Source organism: Flavobacterium cupreum, assembly GCF_003996965.1.
In the GTDB taxonomy this organism is placed as follows: Bacteria; Bacteroidota; Bacteroidia; order Flavobacteriales; family Flavobacteriaceae; genus Flavobacterium; species Flavobacterium cupreum.
The window spans coordinates 433,650-451,836 of record NZ_QWDM01000002.1 but is presented as its reverse complement, the minus strand read 5'-3'; the positions used below and the strand labels follow the sequence as shown (position 1 = coordinate 451,836).

Sequence of the window (18,187 nt, the reverse complement as noted above, 5' to 3'; positions counted from 1 at the left end):
TTTTTGTGACTTTATTTTTATTCTTCAGATTCTTCTTCTTCAGAATCATCTTCCTCTTCTGCTTCTTCTTCAGAATCGTCATCATCATCTTCTACTACAGTATCATCTTCAAGAACTTCAAGATCCGGTTTTACTCGCTCTATAACTGATTCTATAACGTTACCATCTTCGTCAACAATAACTTCTGCTACGTCATCTTTCATAACTTTCGTTACGGCAGCGATAGAATCTTTACCTTTCAGGTTAATCAATCGGACTCCCTGAGTAGCACGACCCATTACACGTAAATCTTCGATAGCCATTCTGATGGTCAATCCTGATTTATTGATAATCATCAAATCATCAGCATCTGTTACTGCATTAATAGAGATTAGTTTTCCTGTTTTCTCCGTGATGTTAAGGGTTTTAACCCCTTTTCCTCCACGATTTGTAATTCTGTACACATCTTCTCCGTCATCATCGACTAATTTGGTACGTTTACCGTATCCGTTTTCGGTAACAACCAAAATTTGTGAATCGTTCACATTTTCTTTATCAACAGTAACCATACCAATTACTTCATCAGTATCGTCTTTTAGCGTAATTCCGCGAACTCCGGAAGCTGTTCTTCCCATTGGACGTGTTTTAGTTTCCTCAAAACGAACTAATTTACCCGATTTAACAGCCAAAATAATCTGACTTTCTCCGTTAGTTAATTTCGCTTCCAGTAATTCATCACCTTCCTTAATAGTAATGGCAGCAACACCATTAACCCTTGGCTTAGAATATTTCTCTAAAGACGTTTTCTTCACCTGACCTTGTTTTGTTACCATTACAAGGTTATGACTGTTGATATAGTCTTTGTCTTTTAGGTCCTGCGTACAGATGAAAGCTTTTACTTTATCATCGCTTTCAATATTTACCAGGTTCTGAATCGCTCTTCCTTTTGCTGTTTTGCTTCCTTCCGGAATTTCATAAACACGCATCCAGAAACATTTTCCTTTTTGCGTAAAGAACATCATGTATTGGTGATTGGTTGCCACGAACATGTGCTCAAGGAAATCCTGATCTCTTGTTCCTGCGCTTTTTTGACCCACTCCACCTCTGTTCTGTGTTTTGTACTCTGTCAAGTTGGTACGTTTGATGTAACCGGCATGCGAAATAGTAATCACCACATTTTCATCGGCAATTAAATCTTCGATACTTACATCTCCACCGGAATATTCAATTTGGGAACGACGGGCATCTCCGTATTTCTCACGAATTTCTTCCAGTTCTTCTTTGATTAAAGCAGTTCTTAAATTAACATCTTCCAATAAAGCTTTTAAGTGCTCGATTAATTTCATTAATTCTTCATACTCCGCTCTTAACTTATCCTGCTCCAGACCTGTTAACTGACGTAAACGCATCTCAACAATGGCACGGGCCTGAATATCGGACAAATTGAATCTTTCGATTAATTTCTCACGGGCTTCTTCTGTATTTTTCGAACCTCTGATAATCGCAATTACTTCATCAATATTATCAGACGCAATGATTAAACCTTCTAAGATGTGCGCTCTTTCCTCTGCTTTACGCAATTCAAAACGGGTTCTTCGAACGACAACATCATGGCGGTGCTCAATAAAGTAGTGAATCATGTCTTTCAGATTCAGCATTTGAGGACGCCCTTTTACTAATGCAATATTATTGACACTAAAAGAAGATTGTAAGGATGTAAATTTATATAAGGTATTCAAAACTACGTTTGGCGTAGCATCACGTTTCAGAATGTAAACGATACGCATACCATTTCTGTCCGATTCGTCACGAATATTCGCGATACCTTCAATTTTTTTATCGTTAACCAGATCAGCCGTACGTTTGATCATTTCGGCTTTGTTGACCTGATATGGAATCTCGGTAACAATGATACATTCTCTTCCGTCCACTTCTTCAAAACCAACTTTGGCACGCATGACAATACGGCCTCTACCGGTTTTAAAAGCTTCACGAACACCTTCATAACCATATATTATACCTCCAGTTGGAAAATCCGGAGCTTTAATATGCGTCATTAATTCGTCAACTTCAATATCGTTATTATCAAGGTAAGCTAAAGTACCATTGATAACCTCTGTTAAATTGTGTGGCGGCATGTTGGTTGCCATACCAACTGCAATACCTGTAGCTCCGTTTACTAGTAAAGTAGGAACTCTTGTCGGCATTACTTTTGGCTCATATAATGTATCGTCAAAGTTTAGTTGAAAATCAACTGTTTCTTTTTCGATATCTGCCATGATGTCTTCTGAAATCTTGCGCATTCTGGCCTCCGTGTAACGCATTGCTGCCGGACTGTCACCATCGACAGAACCAAAGTTACCCTGACCGTCTACTAATAAATAACGCATGCTCCATTCCTGAGCCATACGAACCATTGCATCATACACAGATGTATCTCCGTGCGGGTGATACTTACCCAAAACCTCCCCTACGATTCTCGCAGATTTTTTGTGGGCAGATCTTGAAGTTACTCCTAAGTCATACATTCCATAAAGAACTCTTCGATGTACCGGTTTCAGACCATCTCTGACATCAGGAAGTGCTCTCGATACAATAACCGACATCGAATAGTCGATGTAAGCTGATTTCATTTCATCTTCTATGTTAATAGGAATTAACTTTTCTCCTTCAGACATAAGTTGTTATATTAAATAATTATATTAGTTTCAAAACGTGCCAATATACGCCTTTTTGAAATTTTTATAACGATTTCCCCACACTTATTTCAATGATTTATTAACAACTTTATTTTAAGTTTTAGTTAATAAATTAAGCGTTTTTTAACGCTTTTATTGTCTTTTTTTTTGTCTCTTAGCTGTCATGAGATTCTGAAGGGTATGGTTTTTGTTTTTCATAGAGTAATTCACTAAATTTACAATACAATTAATATATTATGGATGATAATTTTTCACCAAGAGTAAAAGATGTTATTACCTACAGTAAAGAAGAAGCCTTACGTTTGGGTCACGACTTTATTGGTACTGAACATCTTATGCTGGGCATTTTGAGAGATGGAAACGGCAAAGCCATTCATATTCTCAATAACCTTGCTGTTGATTTAGATCATTTACGCAGAAAAGTAGAAGTACTCAGTCCAGCTAATCAAAGCGTTGAAATCAATGCTGAAAAGAAGAATCTTCATCTTACCCGTCAGGCGGAAAGGGCACTGAAGACCACTTTCCTTGAAGCAAAGGTTTTCCAAAGCTCATCGATTAGCACGGCGCATTTGCTGTTATGTATCTTACGAAACGAAAACGATCCAACAACCAAGCTGTTGAATAAACTAAAAATAGATTATGACATAGCTAAAGAACAATATTTAAATATGACTCCAAGCGAAGAAGAATTCTTAGAAAACTTGCCAAGAAACGAATCGTATAATGACGATTCAGGACAAGATGACAGTCTTAAAGAAAGTAGTTTTAATAATCCGGCCAATAAGTCAAACAAAAAATCCAAGACTCCGGTTTTAGATAATTTTGGGAGAGATTTAACAGAAATGGCCGAAGAAGGAAAACTGGATCCGGTAGTAGGACGCGAAAAAGAAATTGAACGTGTTTCTCAGATCCTGAGCCGTAGAAAAAAGAACAACCCGCTTCTTATCGGAGAACCCGGAGTTGGTAAATCTGCCATTGCAGAAGGATTAGCATTACGCATCATTCAGAAAAAAGTATCGCGTATTCTTTTCAACAAACGTGTGGTAACCCTGGACCTGGCCAGTTTAGTAGCCGGAACAAAATACCGCGGTCAGTTTGAAGAAAGAATGAAAGCCGTTATGAACGAGCTTGAAAAAAACGACGACATCATTCTTTTCATTGATGAAATTCATACTATTGTAGGTGCCGGCGGAGCAACAGGCTCCCTTGACGCTTCCAACATGTTCAAACCTGCTTTGGCAAGAGGAGAAATCCAATGTATCGGAGCTACAACTCTTGACGAATACAGACAGTATATTGAGAAAGACGGTGCGTTAGAAAGACGTTTCCAGAAAGTAATTGTGGAACCGACTTCTGTTGAGGAAACGATTGCTATCCTAAACAACATTAAAGACAAATACGAAGATCACCATAATGTAACCTATACGCAGGAAGCCATTGAAGCTTGTGTTAAATTGACCAACAGATATATGTCTGAGCGTTTTTTACCGGACAAAGCTATCGATGCCCTTGATGAGGCTGGTTCCCGTGTACACATTACCAATATCGATGTTCCGAAACAGATTTTAGATCTGGAGCGTCAGTTGGAAGAAGTGCGCGAAAACAAAAATATGGTTGTTAAAAAACAAAAATATGAAGAAGCAGCCAAACTTCGCGATGATGAAAAACGTATCGAAAAAGATTTAGCTGTCGCACAGGAACAATGGGAAGAAGATTCTAAAAACAACAGAATTGAAGTTACCGAAGATAATGTAGCAGATGTTGTTTCTATGATGACCGGAATTCCGGTAAACAGAATTGCACAAACAGAAAGCAACAAACTGGCTAAATTACCTGAATTGATTCAGAACAAAGTAATTGGTCAAAACGAAGCTGTTCTTAAAATTGCACGTTCTATTCAGCGTAACAGAGCCGGACTTAAAGATCCGAACAAACCAATTGGTTCGTTTATTTTCTTAGGGCAGACCGGAGTTGGTAAAACACAGTTAGCAAAAGTTTTAGCAAAAGAATTATTCGATTCTGAAGATGCGTTAGTTCGTATCGACATGAGTGAATACATGGAGAAATTTGCGATCTCCCGTTTAGTGGGAGCGCCTCCGGGATATGTTGGTTACGAAGAAGGTGGTCAGCTGACTGAAAAAGTCCGCAGAAAACCATATTGTGTGGTACTTTTGGATGAGATCGAAAAAGCACACCCGGATGTATTCAACATGATGCTTCAGGTTTTGGATGACGGATATCTGACAGACAGTTTAGGCCGCAAAATCGACTTTAAAAACACGATCATTATCATGACTTCTAACGTTGGTGCACGCCAATTGAAAGATTTCGGACAAGGTGTCGGATTCGGTACTGCTGCTAAAGTAGCCCAGGCTGATGATAATTCAAAAAGCATTATCGAAAATGCATTGAAAAAAACTTTTGCTCCTGAATTCTTAAACAGAATTGATGATGTTATCGTTTTCAATGCATTAGAAAAAGCTGACATTGATTTGATTATCGAAATTGAACTTAAAAAACTATATTCCCGTATTGCTGAATTAGGATACACTTTAAATCTTACCGATAAAGCGAAAGCATTTATCGCTGAGAAAGGTTTTGACAGACAATTTGGTGCGAGACCTCTAAAAAGAGCAATCCAGAAATACGTTGAAGATTTACTGGCAGAAGAAATCATTACTTCAAAAATACATTCCGGTGATGAAATCTTAATGGATCTGAAAGATGATTCTCAGGAACTTTCTGTAGAAATACACAAAGCCGAAGAGCCAACTAATCCATAAATTAGTTTAAATTTATAACAATGTTAATTTACCCGTTACGTTTTCATAACATAACGGGTATTTTTTTTAGATAAATTACTACCTTTAGTAAAAGCAAATAGCTATTTTTGGCTATTAAATACTATAAAAACAAATCATACTATATGCTTCAAAACAAAGTCATTTTAGGTAGCGAAGAGTGGTGCTCATTCCCTGAATTAGGGATCCCAACAATCAAAGCTCGTGTAGATTCCGGTGCCAAAACCTCGGCAATGCACGCTATAAACATAGCTCCTTTTATAAAAAATGATGCCAATTGGGTAAAATTTGATATTAATCCGATTCAGAATAATATCAAAACTATCATACATTGTGAAGCTCCGCTGGTCGATAAAAGAATTGTAAAAAGCTCAAGCGGTTTTAGGGAACATCGCTATGTAATACAGACCAACCTTAAAATTGGTGATGTAAAATGGCCGATAGAAATGACGTTGACCAATCGTGATTCAATGGGTTTCAGAATGCTTTTAGGCCGAGAAGCCATGAGCGGGCGCGTACTTGTTGATCCGGAAGAAAAATATTTATTAGGACAACCCACTACGGAATCATTAAAAGAATTATATCAAAATTCGGAAAAAGCCACTTCCGGTTTACGAATCGGACTTTTAGCCAGTAATCCTGAATTGTACAGCAATAAAAGAATTATGGAGGCCGGTGAAATGCGCGGCCATGAGATGCATTTTCTAAACATTAAGGAATGTTATATGAAACTGGATGCCAAGACTCCTGAAATTCATTACAGAGGCGGAAAAATCCTGAATCAGTTTGACGCTATTATTCCGAGAATCAGACCGAGTATTACCTTTTACGGCTGTGCGTTAACGCGTCAGTTTGAAGCTTTAAAGGTTTTCTGTTTGAATTCTGCTACTGCCATCACACAATCACGCGATAAACTATATTCGCTGCAATTGTTATTAAACAGCGGTGTTGACATTCCAACAACCGGTTTTGCCAATTCTCCTTTAGATACTGACAATCTGATCAAAATGGTGGGCGGCTCTCCGTTAATCGTAAAATTACTGGAAGGAACCCAAGGGAAAGGCGTTGTTTTAGCTGAAACCAAAAAAGCGGCAGAAAGTGTTATTAATGCATTCAAAAGTTTAAATGCAAACATTTTAGTTCAGGAATTCATCAAAGAAGCCAACGGAAAGGATATTCGTTGTTTTGTTATCGACGGAAAAGTAGTTGCTGCCATGCAGCGTGAAGCAATGCCGGGCGAATTCAGAGCCAATATACATCTTGGAGGAACGGCGTCTGTTATAAAAGTAACAGCTGAAGAGAAAAAAATAGCCATAAAAGCCGCAAAAGCAATGGATTTAAAAGTGGCCGGTGTAGACATCATTCGTTCTTCCAAAGGCCCTTTATTGCTTGAAGTAAATTCATCGCCGGGTCTTGAAGGAATCGAAGGTGCAACTAACAAAGATATTGCAGGGGAAATGATCAGAGCGATTGAGAAGAACTTTAAGTTATAATTCAATGACATTATTCCCATATCTTGATATTATTGGCAGAAGTGCGGCGGTCTATTTTTTTATGACCATCGCGCTTCGCATTTTTGGCAAAAAGGAACTTTCCCAGCTCAATACAGCCGATATTATCCTGATTTTACTCATTAGTAATTCGGTTCAGAATGCGATGGTTGGCCCTGATACCAGTCTTTGGGGAGGTTTGGTTGCTGCGCTGGTTCTATTTGTAATCAATTTTATCATCAAAAAACTAACACACAAATACCAGATCCTGAACAATCTTTTGCTAGACAAACCTGAAATTTTAATTCACGACGGAAAATTAGATTTTAAATCATTAAGCAAATTAGACATTTCCAACGACGAATTAAAAGAAGCGATGCGTGAGCATGGATTGGAGCATTTTAACGATGTAAAGCTTTGTATGCTCGAAATTGACGGTACAATTAGTGTAATTTCAAAAAGTAAAGATTTAAAACAGACCCATTACAAACGAAAACACAATCATAAGAATTTCAGGAAATAACAAAATTGAAATTTCAATATTTAAAATTCCAAATTCCAATGCTTGCCGTGTGTTTCATTTTTGGAATTTGGAATTTTAAATATTCGAATTTCACATAAAAAAAAGCTGGTTTCAAATCGAAACCAGCTTTTTTTTTATGTTGACAAAATGCGATTTACATCTCACATTTTACAATAATCATTTTACGAAATAAAGACGCTTAGAATAAAATAAACCAATCCCGCCAATAATGCTGAAATAGGAATAGTCAAGATCCACGCCCAAATCAAACTCACGGTAACTCCCCAGCGAACTGCAGATACACGTTTTGTTAAACCAACCCCGATGATAGAACCTGTAATGGTATGTGTTGTACTTACCGGAATTTTTAAATGCTCTGTAAAATAAAGCGTTAAAGCTCCTGCAGTTTCAGCAGCTACCCCTTCAAATGAAGTTACTTTTGTGATTTTAGATCCCATTGTTTTCACAATCTTCCATCCACCACTCAAAGTTCCGGCTGCAATGGCAGAATAACACGCTAACGGAATCCATCCCGGCATTACTCCTTTTATACCCAAATCATCGTTTGGCAATACAACATCTAACCAGGATGCCATATGAACACCCGGATTAGTGTGGATATATACCGCTACGGCTGCAGCAATAATACCCATTACTTTTTGAGAATCATTTCCACCATGTCCTAAACTAAAGGCCGCAGAAGACAATAATTGCATTTTCTTCAAAGCTGCATCTGCCTGATGTAAATTCAGACTACTGAATATCAAACAAAATGCACTTACGGTTAAGATGATAAAAGCCACCAGAAACCATTTAATATTATGCGGATCGAAAGCTACACTCCAAAAATGGGAGTCGAATCTTGGTTTATCAATTTCAGAATAAGGAACCATTAAGCTGCTTACCAGCCAAACAGTGGCAATCATTAATGCTACTGTAAATATTTTAGGATAGATACTTTTACGAGATGCATTTAACAACCAGATCGAGATCAAATACGAAGCCAGGGCTCCTAATAAGGGTGCTAAAACAATAAAAGCAATAATAATCAAAACTCCCGAAGGCATTCCGCCATCTTTACCAGCTTTATACCAGCTTACAATTTCGTACCAGTAATGTGTAGTTCCATCTTCGCCTGCATAACCCGAAAAACCGTGTACTGCTATAGCATGAGCCACCGCAGCTCCGGCAAAACCACCAATAAGAGTATGTGAAGAGCTGGAAGGAATTCCAAGCCACCAGGTCAATAAATTCCAACAAATTGCTGCAATGACACCGGCCAGGATTACAACCAGGTTAATTTCCATGGTATGCGCTGTTTTTGCAACAGTATCCGCCACACCAAATCCGAAAACCCAGTAAGCCAGGAAGTTAAAAAATGCTGCCCAAAGTACGGCCTGAAAAGGCGTCAATACCTTTGTCGCAACAACTGTAGCAATAGCATTTGCCGCATCATGAAAACCATTGATGTAATCAAAAATTAAAGCTAATACTATAATAATTATAAGTAGCGTCATAAATTATAACTTCAGAATGAAATAAATTGAATTTAAGAATGTTTTACAGAAATAGACTCCAGTATGTTCGCAACGCTCTTACACTTGTCTGTAGCTGATTCTAAAACAGATAAAACTTCTTTATATTTAATAATATTTTTAGCGTCTGTTTCGTTTTCAAAAATTTCAAAAACTGCTTTGTTATAAACGTTATCTGACTTGTTTTCCAGTTTGTTAATTCTGGCACAAGCATCTTTAATGACTTTAAAATTCTTTAAATTTCTCAATTCTTTTACGGCACTATCAATGTTCTGACAAGCTTCAAGATTGATTTCTGTCATTTTTCTGATAGATTTTGTAATCTTGTCTACCTGATACAGTCTCATTCTGCTCGCAGCACCATGCAAATAATCGGCTACGTTATCGATGGAAGTAATTAACGTGTGAATGTCCTCTCTGTCAAACGGAGTAATAAAATTTCTGCTTAATTCCAAATTGGTCTGACGTGTAATGTCTTCTCCCCTTTGCTCTAATTCGTCAATTTTCTGAAAAAGAACTTCTCTTTCTTTTAATGGAAGGTTTACAGCTTCGTGTAAATTAGAAGCTAATTCAATTAAATTGCTTGAAGCCTCTTCAAAAAGTGGAAAGAATTTTTTGTCTTTCGGCACTAAAAATTGGAATATACTGTTTATTGACATTTTTTTATTTTTGATAGTGCAAAATTACTTCAATATTATTTTGCAATGTTAAGCCATTGTTAACAAATCATTTTCAATTTGGAAACTATTGAGGAATTCAACGGTTTTCTGAATGTCATAATGCAGGATTCTGTCTTCCTTAACCAAAGGCACTACTTCCCGGTAACTTCCTAAAAACATTTCAATAAATTCACTTGATTTCAACGGCTCTCTGTAAGCGATAGCCTGAGAAGCATTCATCAATTCAATTGCCAGAATGCGCTCCAGATTATCCATCACACGCAACGCTTTTGTCGCTCCGTTCGCTCCCATACTCACGTGATCTTCCTGACCATTACTGGAAACAATACTATCTACACTGGCTGGCGTTGCCAGTTGTTTGTTCTGGCTTGCTATACTTGCCGCTGTATATTGCGGAATCATAAATCCTGAATTCAATCCCGGATTGTCTACCAGAAATGCCGGAAGATTTCGCAATCCTGAAATCAGCTGATAGGTTCTTCTTTCAGAAATACTTCCCAATTCCGCCAAAGCAATTGCCATAAAATCTAAGGCTAAGGCCAAAGGCTGTCCGTGGAAATTCCCTCCTGAAATAATCTGATCTGCTTCTATAAAAATATTCGGATTATCGGTAACCGAGTTGATTTCTGTTTTGAATACTTTTCGAACATAATCAATGGCATCTTTTGAAGCACCGTGAACCTGCGGCATACAACGGAAAGAATACGGATCCTGAACATGTTTCTTTTCCTGAACAATAATTTCGCTTCCATCCAGAAATTCGTTAATGCGCTGTGCCGTTACAATTTGTCCTTTGTGAGGACGGATATAGTGAATCAATTCGTTGAAGGGTTCTATTCTTCCGTCAAAACCTTCGAGAGAAATGGTTCCGATTAAATCTGCCAGGTACGAATATTTATACGCTTTGAGTAAAATATGCGCTCCGTAAGCACTCATAAATTGTGTTCCGTTTAATAAAGCCAGACCTTCTTTAGACTGTAAAACAATTGGTTCCCAGTTAAAATGTTTTAAAACTTCACCTGAATGTACTTTTCTGCCTTCAAAAAGGACTTCGCCTTCTCCTAATAAAGGCAAAGATAAATGTGCCAACGGAGCTAAATCTCCTGAAGCTCCAAGCGATCCCTGCGTATATATTACAGGTAAGATATCATTGTTATAAAAATCGACTAAACGATTTAAGGTCTGCAACTGAATTCCGGAATGTCCATAGCTTAAGGATTGAATTTTCAGTAACAACATCAATTTTACAATTTCAGCAGGCACTTCTTCCCCGGTTCCGCAAGCATGTGACTTTACCAGGTTTTCCTGAAGTTTTGATAAATTTTCGGAAGAAATTTTTACACTATAAAGTGATCCGAAACCTGTATTGATCCCGTAAATCGGCTCAGAGTGTGTCGCCATCTTTTTATCTAAATAATCACGGCACTTCTGAACATTTACTTTTGCTTCCTCAGATAATTCAAGCGTTTTCTGATTGACGATTATCTCTTGTAAAGCTTCTAAACTTAAGGTTTCTGTACTTATATAGTGGATTTCTCTCATGGTGTTTATAATTTAAGACGCCAAAATTCAGCAAATCAATATTAAAAAGCAACATTTGTTCATAATAATTAAAATTTGGCAGAAACAAATTCTTCTCTTTTATTTATTTCATAATACTAATTATAGACAATAAGTGCTTTTTTACTATAAAACTGAAATAACAAAAAAGCTAAAACGACAATTTCCTATTAGTCTTATAGACTAAACCTGTCTTATTGTCAAACATTTTTATTAAAAATCAACCGGTTAACTTCTTCAAACACCAAATAAAACAAGTCTAAATATACGAATCCATCAATTTATGATATTCAATCCTGACAAATACTCAATATTAATTTCATGAGATTTAAATTATTAAAATATTCGTAAAAAGAAAATTAAGGTTCTTAACTTTTATAAAAAACTGTACTTTTGAAAAACCAAAATGAAAAGTAACAGCGTAAAATATCAATCTGCAATGACAACTCAAACAAGAGTTGCAATTGCTGTTACCACAATTTCTACTACAACAACTACTACCCCTTAGGGGTATACATTTTTACATATAATCCTGGTTATCTATACTTTTTTCTAAAAAGAAGAAAGGTATTGGATACATAAAAATATTTGCATAAAAGAAAAAAAACATCAAAATGAAAGTATTAAAATTTGGCGGAACTTCGGTTGCCAATGCACAAAATATAAAACTCGTTCTCGAAATTATAGACCAGAATTCTAAGCAGGGAAAATTAGTAGTTGTGGTTTCTGCTTTAAGTAAAGTAACTGATTTACTTCAGCTGGCGGCTGCAAAAGCGGCGGCTAATGATGAAAGTTTCCGTGAAATCGTTGCCGAGATCGAAAAAACACACCTCGACACCTTAAAAGAATTGATTCCGGTAAGCGGGCAAAGCAGTTTGCTGAGCCATGTAAAAAGAATCATCAACCACTTAGAAACACTATTAGACGGCTGCTTTTTATTAGGGGAATTATCCCCAAGAACAGCTGACACTATTTTAAGTTTCGGAGAATTGCTTTCGTCCTATATCATTGCACAGGCGTATCAGCAAATCAATAAAAGTGTAGTGTATAAAGACAGCCGCGAAATCATTAAAACAAATGCTGACTTTGGAAAAGCAGTCGTAAACTTTGAAATTTCAAATCAGCTGATTCAGGAATACTTTGCCGAAAATGAAACACAAATCAACATTATACCGGGATTTATCGCTTTAACGCTGGACGGAATTACAACAACTTTAGGCCGTGGCGGTTCTGATTACACTGCTGCTATTATTGCCGGCGCGCTTGATGCCGAACAACTGGAAATCTGGACTGACGTCAACGGAATGTTTACCGCTAACCCGAAAATTGTAAAGCAGGCACAGCCTATTGCCACTATCTCCTATCAGGAAGCAATGGAATTGTCACATTTCGGAGCGAAAGTGCTGTATCCGCCAACCATTCAGCCTGTTTTAAGAAAAAATATTCCCATTTTAATCAAAAATACTTTTGAACCGGAAGCGGAAGGAACTTTAATTTCGAGCCACATTTCGTCAAAAGATACCGTTGTAAAAGGAATCAGTCATATCGACAATATCTCATTAGTAACACTGGAAGGCCCTGGAATGATTGGAGTTGCGGGTTCCTCAAGACGTTTGTTTGAAGTATTATCGCAGGAAAAAATCAATGTTATCTTTATCACTCAGGCGTCTTCTGAGCATTCGATTTGTATCGGAATCTTAAATTCAGATGCAGAAAGTGCCGAAGCAGCCATCAACAGGGCTTTTGAAGTAGAGATTCTTCAAAACAAAATTGATCACGCAATTGTAGAAAAAGACCTTTGTATTATTGCTTTAGTGGGCGAAAACATGAAAAATCACCAGGGATTAAGCGGTAGAATGTTTAGTACTTTAGGTAAAAATAATGTAAACATCCGTGCCATTGCGCAAGGTGCTTCTGAGCGAAATATCTCGACCGTAATTAACGAAAGAGACGTTAAAAAAGCGTTGAATACACTACACGAAAATTTCTTTGAAGAAAACACCAAACAGCTGAATTTATTTGTGATGGGCGTTGGAAATGTGGGTGAAAAATTCATCGAACAAATTCACAACCAGAAAAAATTCCTAAAAGACAACCTGAAGATTAATGTTCGCGTAATTGCGCTATCCAACTCCAGAAAAATGCTATTCGATGAAGACGGAATTTCCTTAAAAGAATGGCAGGCGGATTTAGATAATGGTGAACCAGCTAACAAAGAAGCTTTCATAGAGCGCGCCAAAGAACTGAATTTACGTAACAGCATTTTTGTGGATATTACAGCAAATGCAACTGTTTCTGAAACTTACGAACAGTTTCTGAAACAAAGTATTGCGGTGGTAACTTGTAACAAAATTGCCTGTTCTTCGGCCTATGACAATTACAAAAAACTAAAAAACCTATCACGTCAATATAATGCCCCGTTTTTGTTTGAAACCAATGTTGGAGCGGGTTTACCTATTATTGACACCGTTAAAAACTTAATCGCTTCGGGTGATAAAGTGCATAAAATACAGGCGGTTTTATCCGGAAGTCTGAACTTCATTTTCAACAATTTCGACCAGGATAATTCTTTTCACGATGTGGTGAAAGAAGCCGGAGTTCAGGGATTTACAGAACCTGATCCGAAAATTGACTTAAGCGGAATCGACGTTGCCCGTAAAATCCTGATCCTTATTCGCGAAAGCGGCTACGAAATGGATATTGATGCCATTGCCAACGAATCCTTTTTGCCCGCAGAATGTTTAGCGACAACGAATAACGAAGACTTTTTTGCTTCATTAATCAAACACGCTCCACATTTCGGGGACATCTATGAAGAAGCACTAAATAAAGATTCCAGATTAAAATATGTAGCGAAATTCGAAAACGGAAAAGCAAGCGTTGGCCTGCAATTCATTCCGAAAGATCATCCTTTCTACAATTTGGAAGGAAAAGACAATATCGTATTGTTCTATACAGATCGTTATGTAGATCAGCCGCTGCTTATAAAAGGAGCCGGAGCCGGCGCTGCTGTTACCGCATCCGGGATTTTTGCGGATGTAATTCGAATTGGAAATAATTAATTTGAGGGACAAAGATGCAAAGGGACAAAGGGACAAAGTTAAAATCTTTGAGCCTAGGAAACTTTGCCACTTTGAACCTTTAAATATAGTCGCAAAAGACCTCTGAACCTTTGAGCCTTTGCCACTTTGAACCTATAACAAATGACACAAATTAAACTATTTTGCCCGGCAACTATTGCAAATCTCTCCTGCGGATTTGACGTACTTGGACTTTGCTTAGACAATGCCGGGGATGAAATGATTGTTCGAAAAGTAAATGAAAAAGGAATCCGCATCACAAAAATTACAGGTGCCGATTTGCCTTTAGAAACCGAAAAAAACGTTTCGGGTGTTTCGGCTGTTGCCATGCTGGAAGCCTACGAAAGAGATTTTGAACCCATCACTGTTGGATTTGAGATCGAAATCTACAAACATATCAAAGCCGGAAGTGGTATCGGAAGCAGTGCCGCAAGTTCTGCCGGAGCTGTTTTCGGAATTAATGAATTATTGGGAAAACCTTATTCGCGCAAAGATCTGGTGCAATTTGCCATGCAGGGCGAGAAATTAGCCAGCGGAAACGCGCACGCAGACAACGTTGCTCCTGCCCTTTTAGGAGGTTTTACTTTGGTGAGAAGCTATAGTCCGTTGGATATTATTCTGATTGATAGTCCTGAGGAATTGTTTGCTACAGTAGTTCACCCTCAGATTGAGCTGAAAACTTCGGATGCGCGTTCGGTCCTTAAACAAACTGTTTCCCTAAAAAGCGCTATTATGCAATGGGGAAATGTGGGCGGATTAATCGCCGGCTTATACACCAAAGATTACGATCTGATCGGAAGATCGCTTCATGACGAAATTGTAGAACCTTTGCGAAGTGTTTTGATTCCGGGTTTTGATTTAATCAAACAAACGGCTCTGGAAAACGGTGCTTTAGGATCCGGAATTTCCGGTTCGGGTCCGTCGATTTTTGCTTTAAGCCGCGGAAAAGAAACCGCCGATAAAATTGCAAAAGCGATGAGCGAAGTGTACGAAAAAATGAATTTGCCCTATGAAATTCACGTCTCGAAAATTAATCCGGATGGCGTTAGAATTTTATAATTCTTGAAAGAAATTAAAAATTATGCCCGCGTTTGTCAGACTGAGCGAAGTCGAAGTCCCCGCAAAGTGAGACACAAAGCATAAAAATACAACATAGACATAAAGTTTGTCATTTCGACGAAGGAGAAATCTTCGCAAAATATTTCCATACTGTGAGGAGCTTCTTATGAAGATTTCTCCTTCGTCGAAATGACACAAAACCGAATACTAATTATTGGAATTTGACCGTAAGAAAAGTCTATTTTCTATACTCTATTCTCTTTCTTCTAAAATCTAAAATAAACCAATGAAATACTACAGTTTAAACCACAACGCACCCGAAGTTTCGTTTAAAGAAGCTGTCATACAAGGACTAGCAAGCGATAAAGGATTGTATTTTCCGCAAATAGTTACGCCTTTAAATCCTGCTTTTTTTAATGTAATCGAAAACCTGACCCATCATAATATTGCTTTTGATGTGATTCAGCAATTTGTAGGCGATGATATCCCGGAGGATCATTTAAGAGAAATCATAGCCGACACTTTATCCTTTGATTTTCCGCTGGTGGAAGTGGAAAAAGACATTTATTCGCTGGAATTATTCCACGGACCGACTATGGCTTTTAAAGACGTTGGAGCGCGATTTATGTCCCGTTGCCTGGCGTATTTTAACAAAGACAAAAAAGACAGTAAAAATACGGTTCTGGTAGCGACTTCCGGAGATACGGGCGGAGCTGTTGCGAGCGGATTTTTAGGCGTTGCAGGTGTCGATGTCGTGATTTTATATCCATCCGGAAAAGTGAGTGATATTCAGGAAAAACAATTGACGACTTTAGGCAAAAATATTAAAGCGCTTGAAGTTGACGGTGTTTTTGACGATTGCCAGGATATGGTCAAAAAAGCGTTTTTGGACGAAAGTTTAGCGCATAAAAACCTGACTTCGGCAAATTCGATTAATATTGCGCGCTGGCTGCCGCAAATGTTCTATTTCTTCTTTGCGTATAAAGCACTGAAAAGCCAGAACAAACCCTTGGTTTTCTCTTGCCCAAGTGGAAACTTCGGAAATATCTGCGCCGGAATTATGGCAAAAAAATTAGGTTTGCCTATCGAACATTTTGTAGCGTCTACCAACGTAAACGATACCGTACCAAGATTTTTAGAAAGTGGAAAATACGAGCCAAAACCTTCCAAAGCGACTATCTCAAACGCTATGGACGTTGGAAACCCAAGTAACTTCATCAGAATTCAGGAATTGTATAACAATGACTTAAAAGCTTTCGAAAAAGATTTCTCCTCCTACAGTTATACCGATGAAGAAACGCTTGAAGCCCTAAAACAAATTTACAAAACCGATGGTTATATCGCAGAACCCCATGGTGCTGTTGGCTATTTAGGTTTGAAAAAAGAGTTACAAAAACACGAGAATGCCATTGGCGTTTTCTTAGAAACGGCGCATCCTATTAAGTTTCTGGATGTGGTTGAACCTGCCCTGGGCATTACACTTCCGATTCCGGAACAAATTGAGAGTGTTATGAATGAGGAGAAAGTTAGTGTGAAGATTAAGACTTATGAGGAATTGAAGGCATTTTTGGGGTAAATTACTCTTCTTAAAAAATATTTAAACCACAGATTAAACAGATTTATTGTATACTTAATTTGTAGTTTCTTGATAGGTTAATTGTAAATTAAATTGTTATTTTGGATTAAAAAATAAAACTAACATTCAAACTTAAAATGGCAAATCCTAGAATTTTTATTAGTTCAACTTGTTATGATTTATCGCAAATTAGAGACAATCTTTCTGAATTTATTACAAGTTGCAATTATGAAACTGTTTTAAGCGAAAGGGGAGATATTTTTTATCACCCTGATTTACATACACATGAATGTTGCGTTAATGAAATAGAAAACTGCAATATGTTTATTTTAGTTATTGGAGGCAGATTTGGAGGAAACTATATTTCAGATCCTAAAAAATCGATTACTAATGCAGAATATGAAGCCGCTCGCGTAAAAAATTTACCTGTATTTACTTTCATAAAAAGAGAAGTATATGAAGATCACCGTCTTTATCAAAAAAATAAAGATAATCAAGATATTATCGACAAAATAATTTTTCCATCAATTGAAAATCAAAAGCATGCTAAGAAAATTTTTGAGTTCATAAATACAGTACGACTTTCATCGGTAAATAATGGTTTTTTTCCTTTTGAATTTGCTAGAGAAATTGAATTAAGCTTAAAAAAGCAATGGGCTGGCATGATGTTTAATTTTCTTAATGAAAGACTAAAGCAAAATGAAACAAAAATAGTCTTAAATACTCTCGATAACTTAACATTACTCAATAAAAAATCGGAAGAATTATTAGAAAATATATTGAGAAAAGTTAATCCTGAAGAAGGAAATAATCAGATTGATAAAATTGATAACTCTATTAAAGCATCAAAATTTTATAATCTATTATTTAAAACTTTTAAAGTTAATGTAGAAAAATTGGATTTTAATATAATTTCAGATACAAATCCAGAAGGAAAAATTTGGTATGAGTATGTAGCTAAAATTGATGGTTTTAGAATATCCAATGAAATCTATCAAGAATTAAGCTTCGTAGACTTTGATATTACAGATATGGAAATACTTTTAATTTATAATGATAGTGTTTATTGGAATGTTAAAAATAAAAGCGGATATAAAGATAAGCAAGTAAAATTATTAGAAGAAACTTATCAAAATATAATAGGTTCAAATAAAACTGAAAGATTAAATGCGTTAAATTTAACAGTTCAAGACCGCTAGTTTCCT

Annotated in this window: 11 protein-coding genes; 7 read left to right on the top strand and 4 right to left on the bottom strand. The window is 37.0% G+C overall.

Annotated features, from left to right (window positions below):
* Positions 1-17: 17 nt before the first annotated feature.
* Positions 18-2,657, bottom strand: coding sequence for a DNA gyrase subunit A (gene gyrA, locus D0817_RS04590; RefSeq protein ID WP_127337225.1), 2,640 nt, complete (start codon positions 2,655-2,657; stop codon positions 18-20).
* Between the two features lie 257 nt (positions 2,658-2,914).
* On the opposite strand from gyrA, the gene D0817_RS04585 reads away from it, so the two are divergent.
* The 3 genes from D0817_RS04585 to D0817_RS04575 all read left to right on the top strand — a co-directional run bounded on the left by D0817_RS04585 (position 2,915) and on the right by D0817_RS04575 (position 7,492).
* Complete coding sequence (locus tag D0817_RS04585; protein WP_127337224.1) at positions 2,915-5,461, top strand: ATP-dependent Clp protease ATP-binding subunit; 2,547 nt, start codon at positions 2,915-2,917, stop codon at positions 5,459-5,461.
* A gap of 143 nt (positions 5,462-5,604) precedes the next feature.
* A complete protein-coding gene (gene rimK / locus D0817_RS04580) occupies positions 5,605-6,972 on the top strand; it encodes a 30S ribosomal protein S6--L-glutamate ligase (RefSeq protein ID WP_127337223.1) in 1,368 nt (455 codons plus the stop codon).
* A gap of 4 nt (positions 6,973-6,976) precedes the next feature.
* Positions 6,977-7,492 (top strand): DUF421 domain-containing protein, encoded by a 516-nt coding sequence (locus tag D0817_RS04575; protein WP_127337222.1) that lies wholly within the window; start codon positions 6,977-6,979, stop codon positions 7,490-7,492.
* A 182-nt stretch (positions 7,493-7,674) separates the two neighbouring features.
* On the opposite strand, the gene D0817_RS04570 is transcribed toward D0817_RS04575, so the two are convergent.
* The 3 genes from D0817_RS04570 to hutH are packed head-to-tail and all read right to left on the bottom strand — an operon-like array spanning position 7,675 to position 11,249.
* Positions 7,675-9,009, bottom strand: coding sequence for an inorganic phosphate transporter (locus tag D0817_RS04570; RefSeq protein ID WP_127337221.1), 1,335 nt, complete (start codon positions 9,007-9,009; stop codon positions 7,675-7,677).
* Positions 9,010-9,041: 32 nt separating this feature from the next.
* Positions 9,042-9,686 (bottom strand): DUF47 domain-containing protein, encoded by a 645-nt coding sequence (locus tag D0817_RS04565; protein ID WP_056250900.1) that lies wholly within the window; start codon positions 9,684-9,686, stop codon positions 9,042-9,044.
* A gap of 48 nt (positions 9,687-9,734) precedes the next feature.
* Entirely contained in the window at positions 9,735-11,249 is a 1,515-nt protein-coding gene (gene hutH / locus D0817_RS04560) for a histidine ammonia-lyase (RefSeq protein ID WP_127337220.1), read from the bottom strand.
* 632 nt (positions 11,250-11,881) lie between these two features.
* Between hutH and thrA the strand changes: the two genes are divergently transcribed.
* The 4 genes from thrA (at position 11,882) to D0817_RS04540 (ending at position 18,181) form a co-directional block, all read left to right on the top strand.
* Entirely contained in the window at positions 11,882-14,329 is a 2,448-nt protein-coding gene (thrA, locus tag D0817_RS04555) for a bifunctional aspartate kinase/homoserine dehydrogenase I (RefSeq protein ID WP_127337219.1), read from the top strand.
* Between the two features lie 141 nt (positions 14,330-14,470).
* Positions 14,471-15,406 carry a homoserine kinase gene (locus tag D0817_RS04550; protein ID WP_127337218.1) on the top strand — a complete coding sequence of 312 codons (936 nt, stop codon included), beginning with the start codon at positions 14,471-14,473 and terminating at the stop codon, positions 15,404-15,406.
* A gap of 286 nt (positions 15,407-15,692) precedes the next feature.
* A complete protein-coding gene (thrC, locus tag D0817_RS04545) occupies positions 15,693-16,982 on the top strand; it encodes a threonine synthase (protein WP_127337217.1) in 1,290 nt (429 codons plus the stop codon).
* Positions 16,983-17,119: 137 nt separating this feature from the next.
* Positions 17,120-18,181, top strand: a complete 1,062-nt coding sequence (locus D0817_RS04540; protein ID WP_127337216.1) for a DUF4062 domain-containing protein — start codon at positions 17,120-17,122, stop codon at positions 18,179-18,181.
* The last annotated feature ends 6 nt before the right edge of the window (positions 18,182-18,187 follow it).

Coding starts and splice junctions, on each gene's coding strand:
- gyrA (WP_127337225.1), bottom strand. CDS start 2,657: ATGTCTGAAGGAGAAAAGTTAATTCCTATTAACATAGAAGATGAAATG.
- D0817_RS04585 (WP_127337224.1), top strand. CDS start 2,915: ATGGATGATAATTTTTCACCAAGAGTAAAAGATGTTATTACCTACAGT.
- rimK (WP_127337223.1), top strand. CDS start 5,605: ATGCTTCAAAACAAAGTCATTTTAGGTAGCGAAGAGTGGTGCTCATTC.
- D0817_RS04575 (WP_127337222.1), top strand. CDS start 6,977: ATGACATTATTCCCATATCTTGATATTATTGGCAGAAGTGCGGCGGTC.
- D0817_RS04570 (WP_127337221.1), bottom strand. CDS start 9,009: ATGACGCTACTTATAATTATTATAGTATTAGCTTTAATTTTTGATTAC.
- D0817_RS04565 (WP_056250900.1), bottom strand. CDS start 9,686: ATGTCAATAAACAGTATATTCCAATTTTTAGTGCCGAAAGACAAAAAA.
- hutH (WP_127337220.1), bottom strand. CDS start 11,249: ATGAGAGAAATCCACTATATAAGTACAGAAACCTTAAGTTTAGAAGCT.
- thrA (WP_127337219.1), top strand. CDS start 11,882: ATGAAAGTATTAAAATTTGGCGGAACTTCGGTTGCCAATGCACAAAAT.
- D0817_RS04550 (WP_127337218.1), top strand. CDS start 14,471: ATGACACAAATTAAACTATTTTGCCCGGCAACTATTGCAAATCTCTCC.
- thrC (WP_127337217.1), top strand. CDS start 15,693: ATGAAATACTACAGTTTAAACCACAACGCACCCGAAGTTTCGTTTAAA.
- D0817_RS04540 (WP_127337216.1), top strand. CDS start 17,120: ATGGCAAATCCTAGAATTTTTATTAGTTCAACTTGTTATGATTTATCG.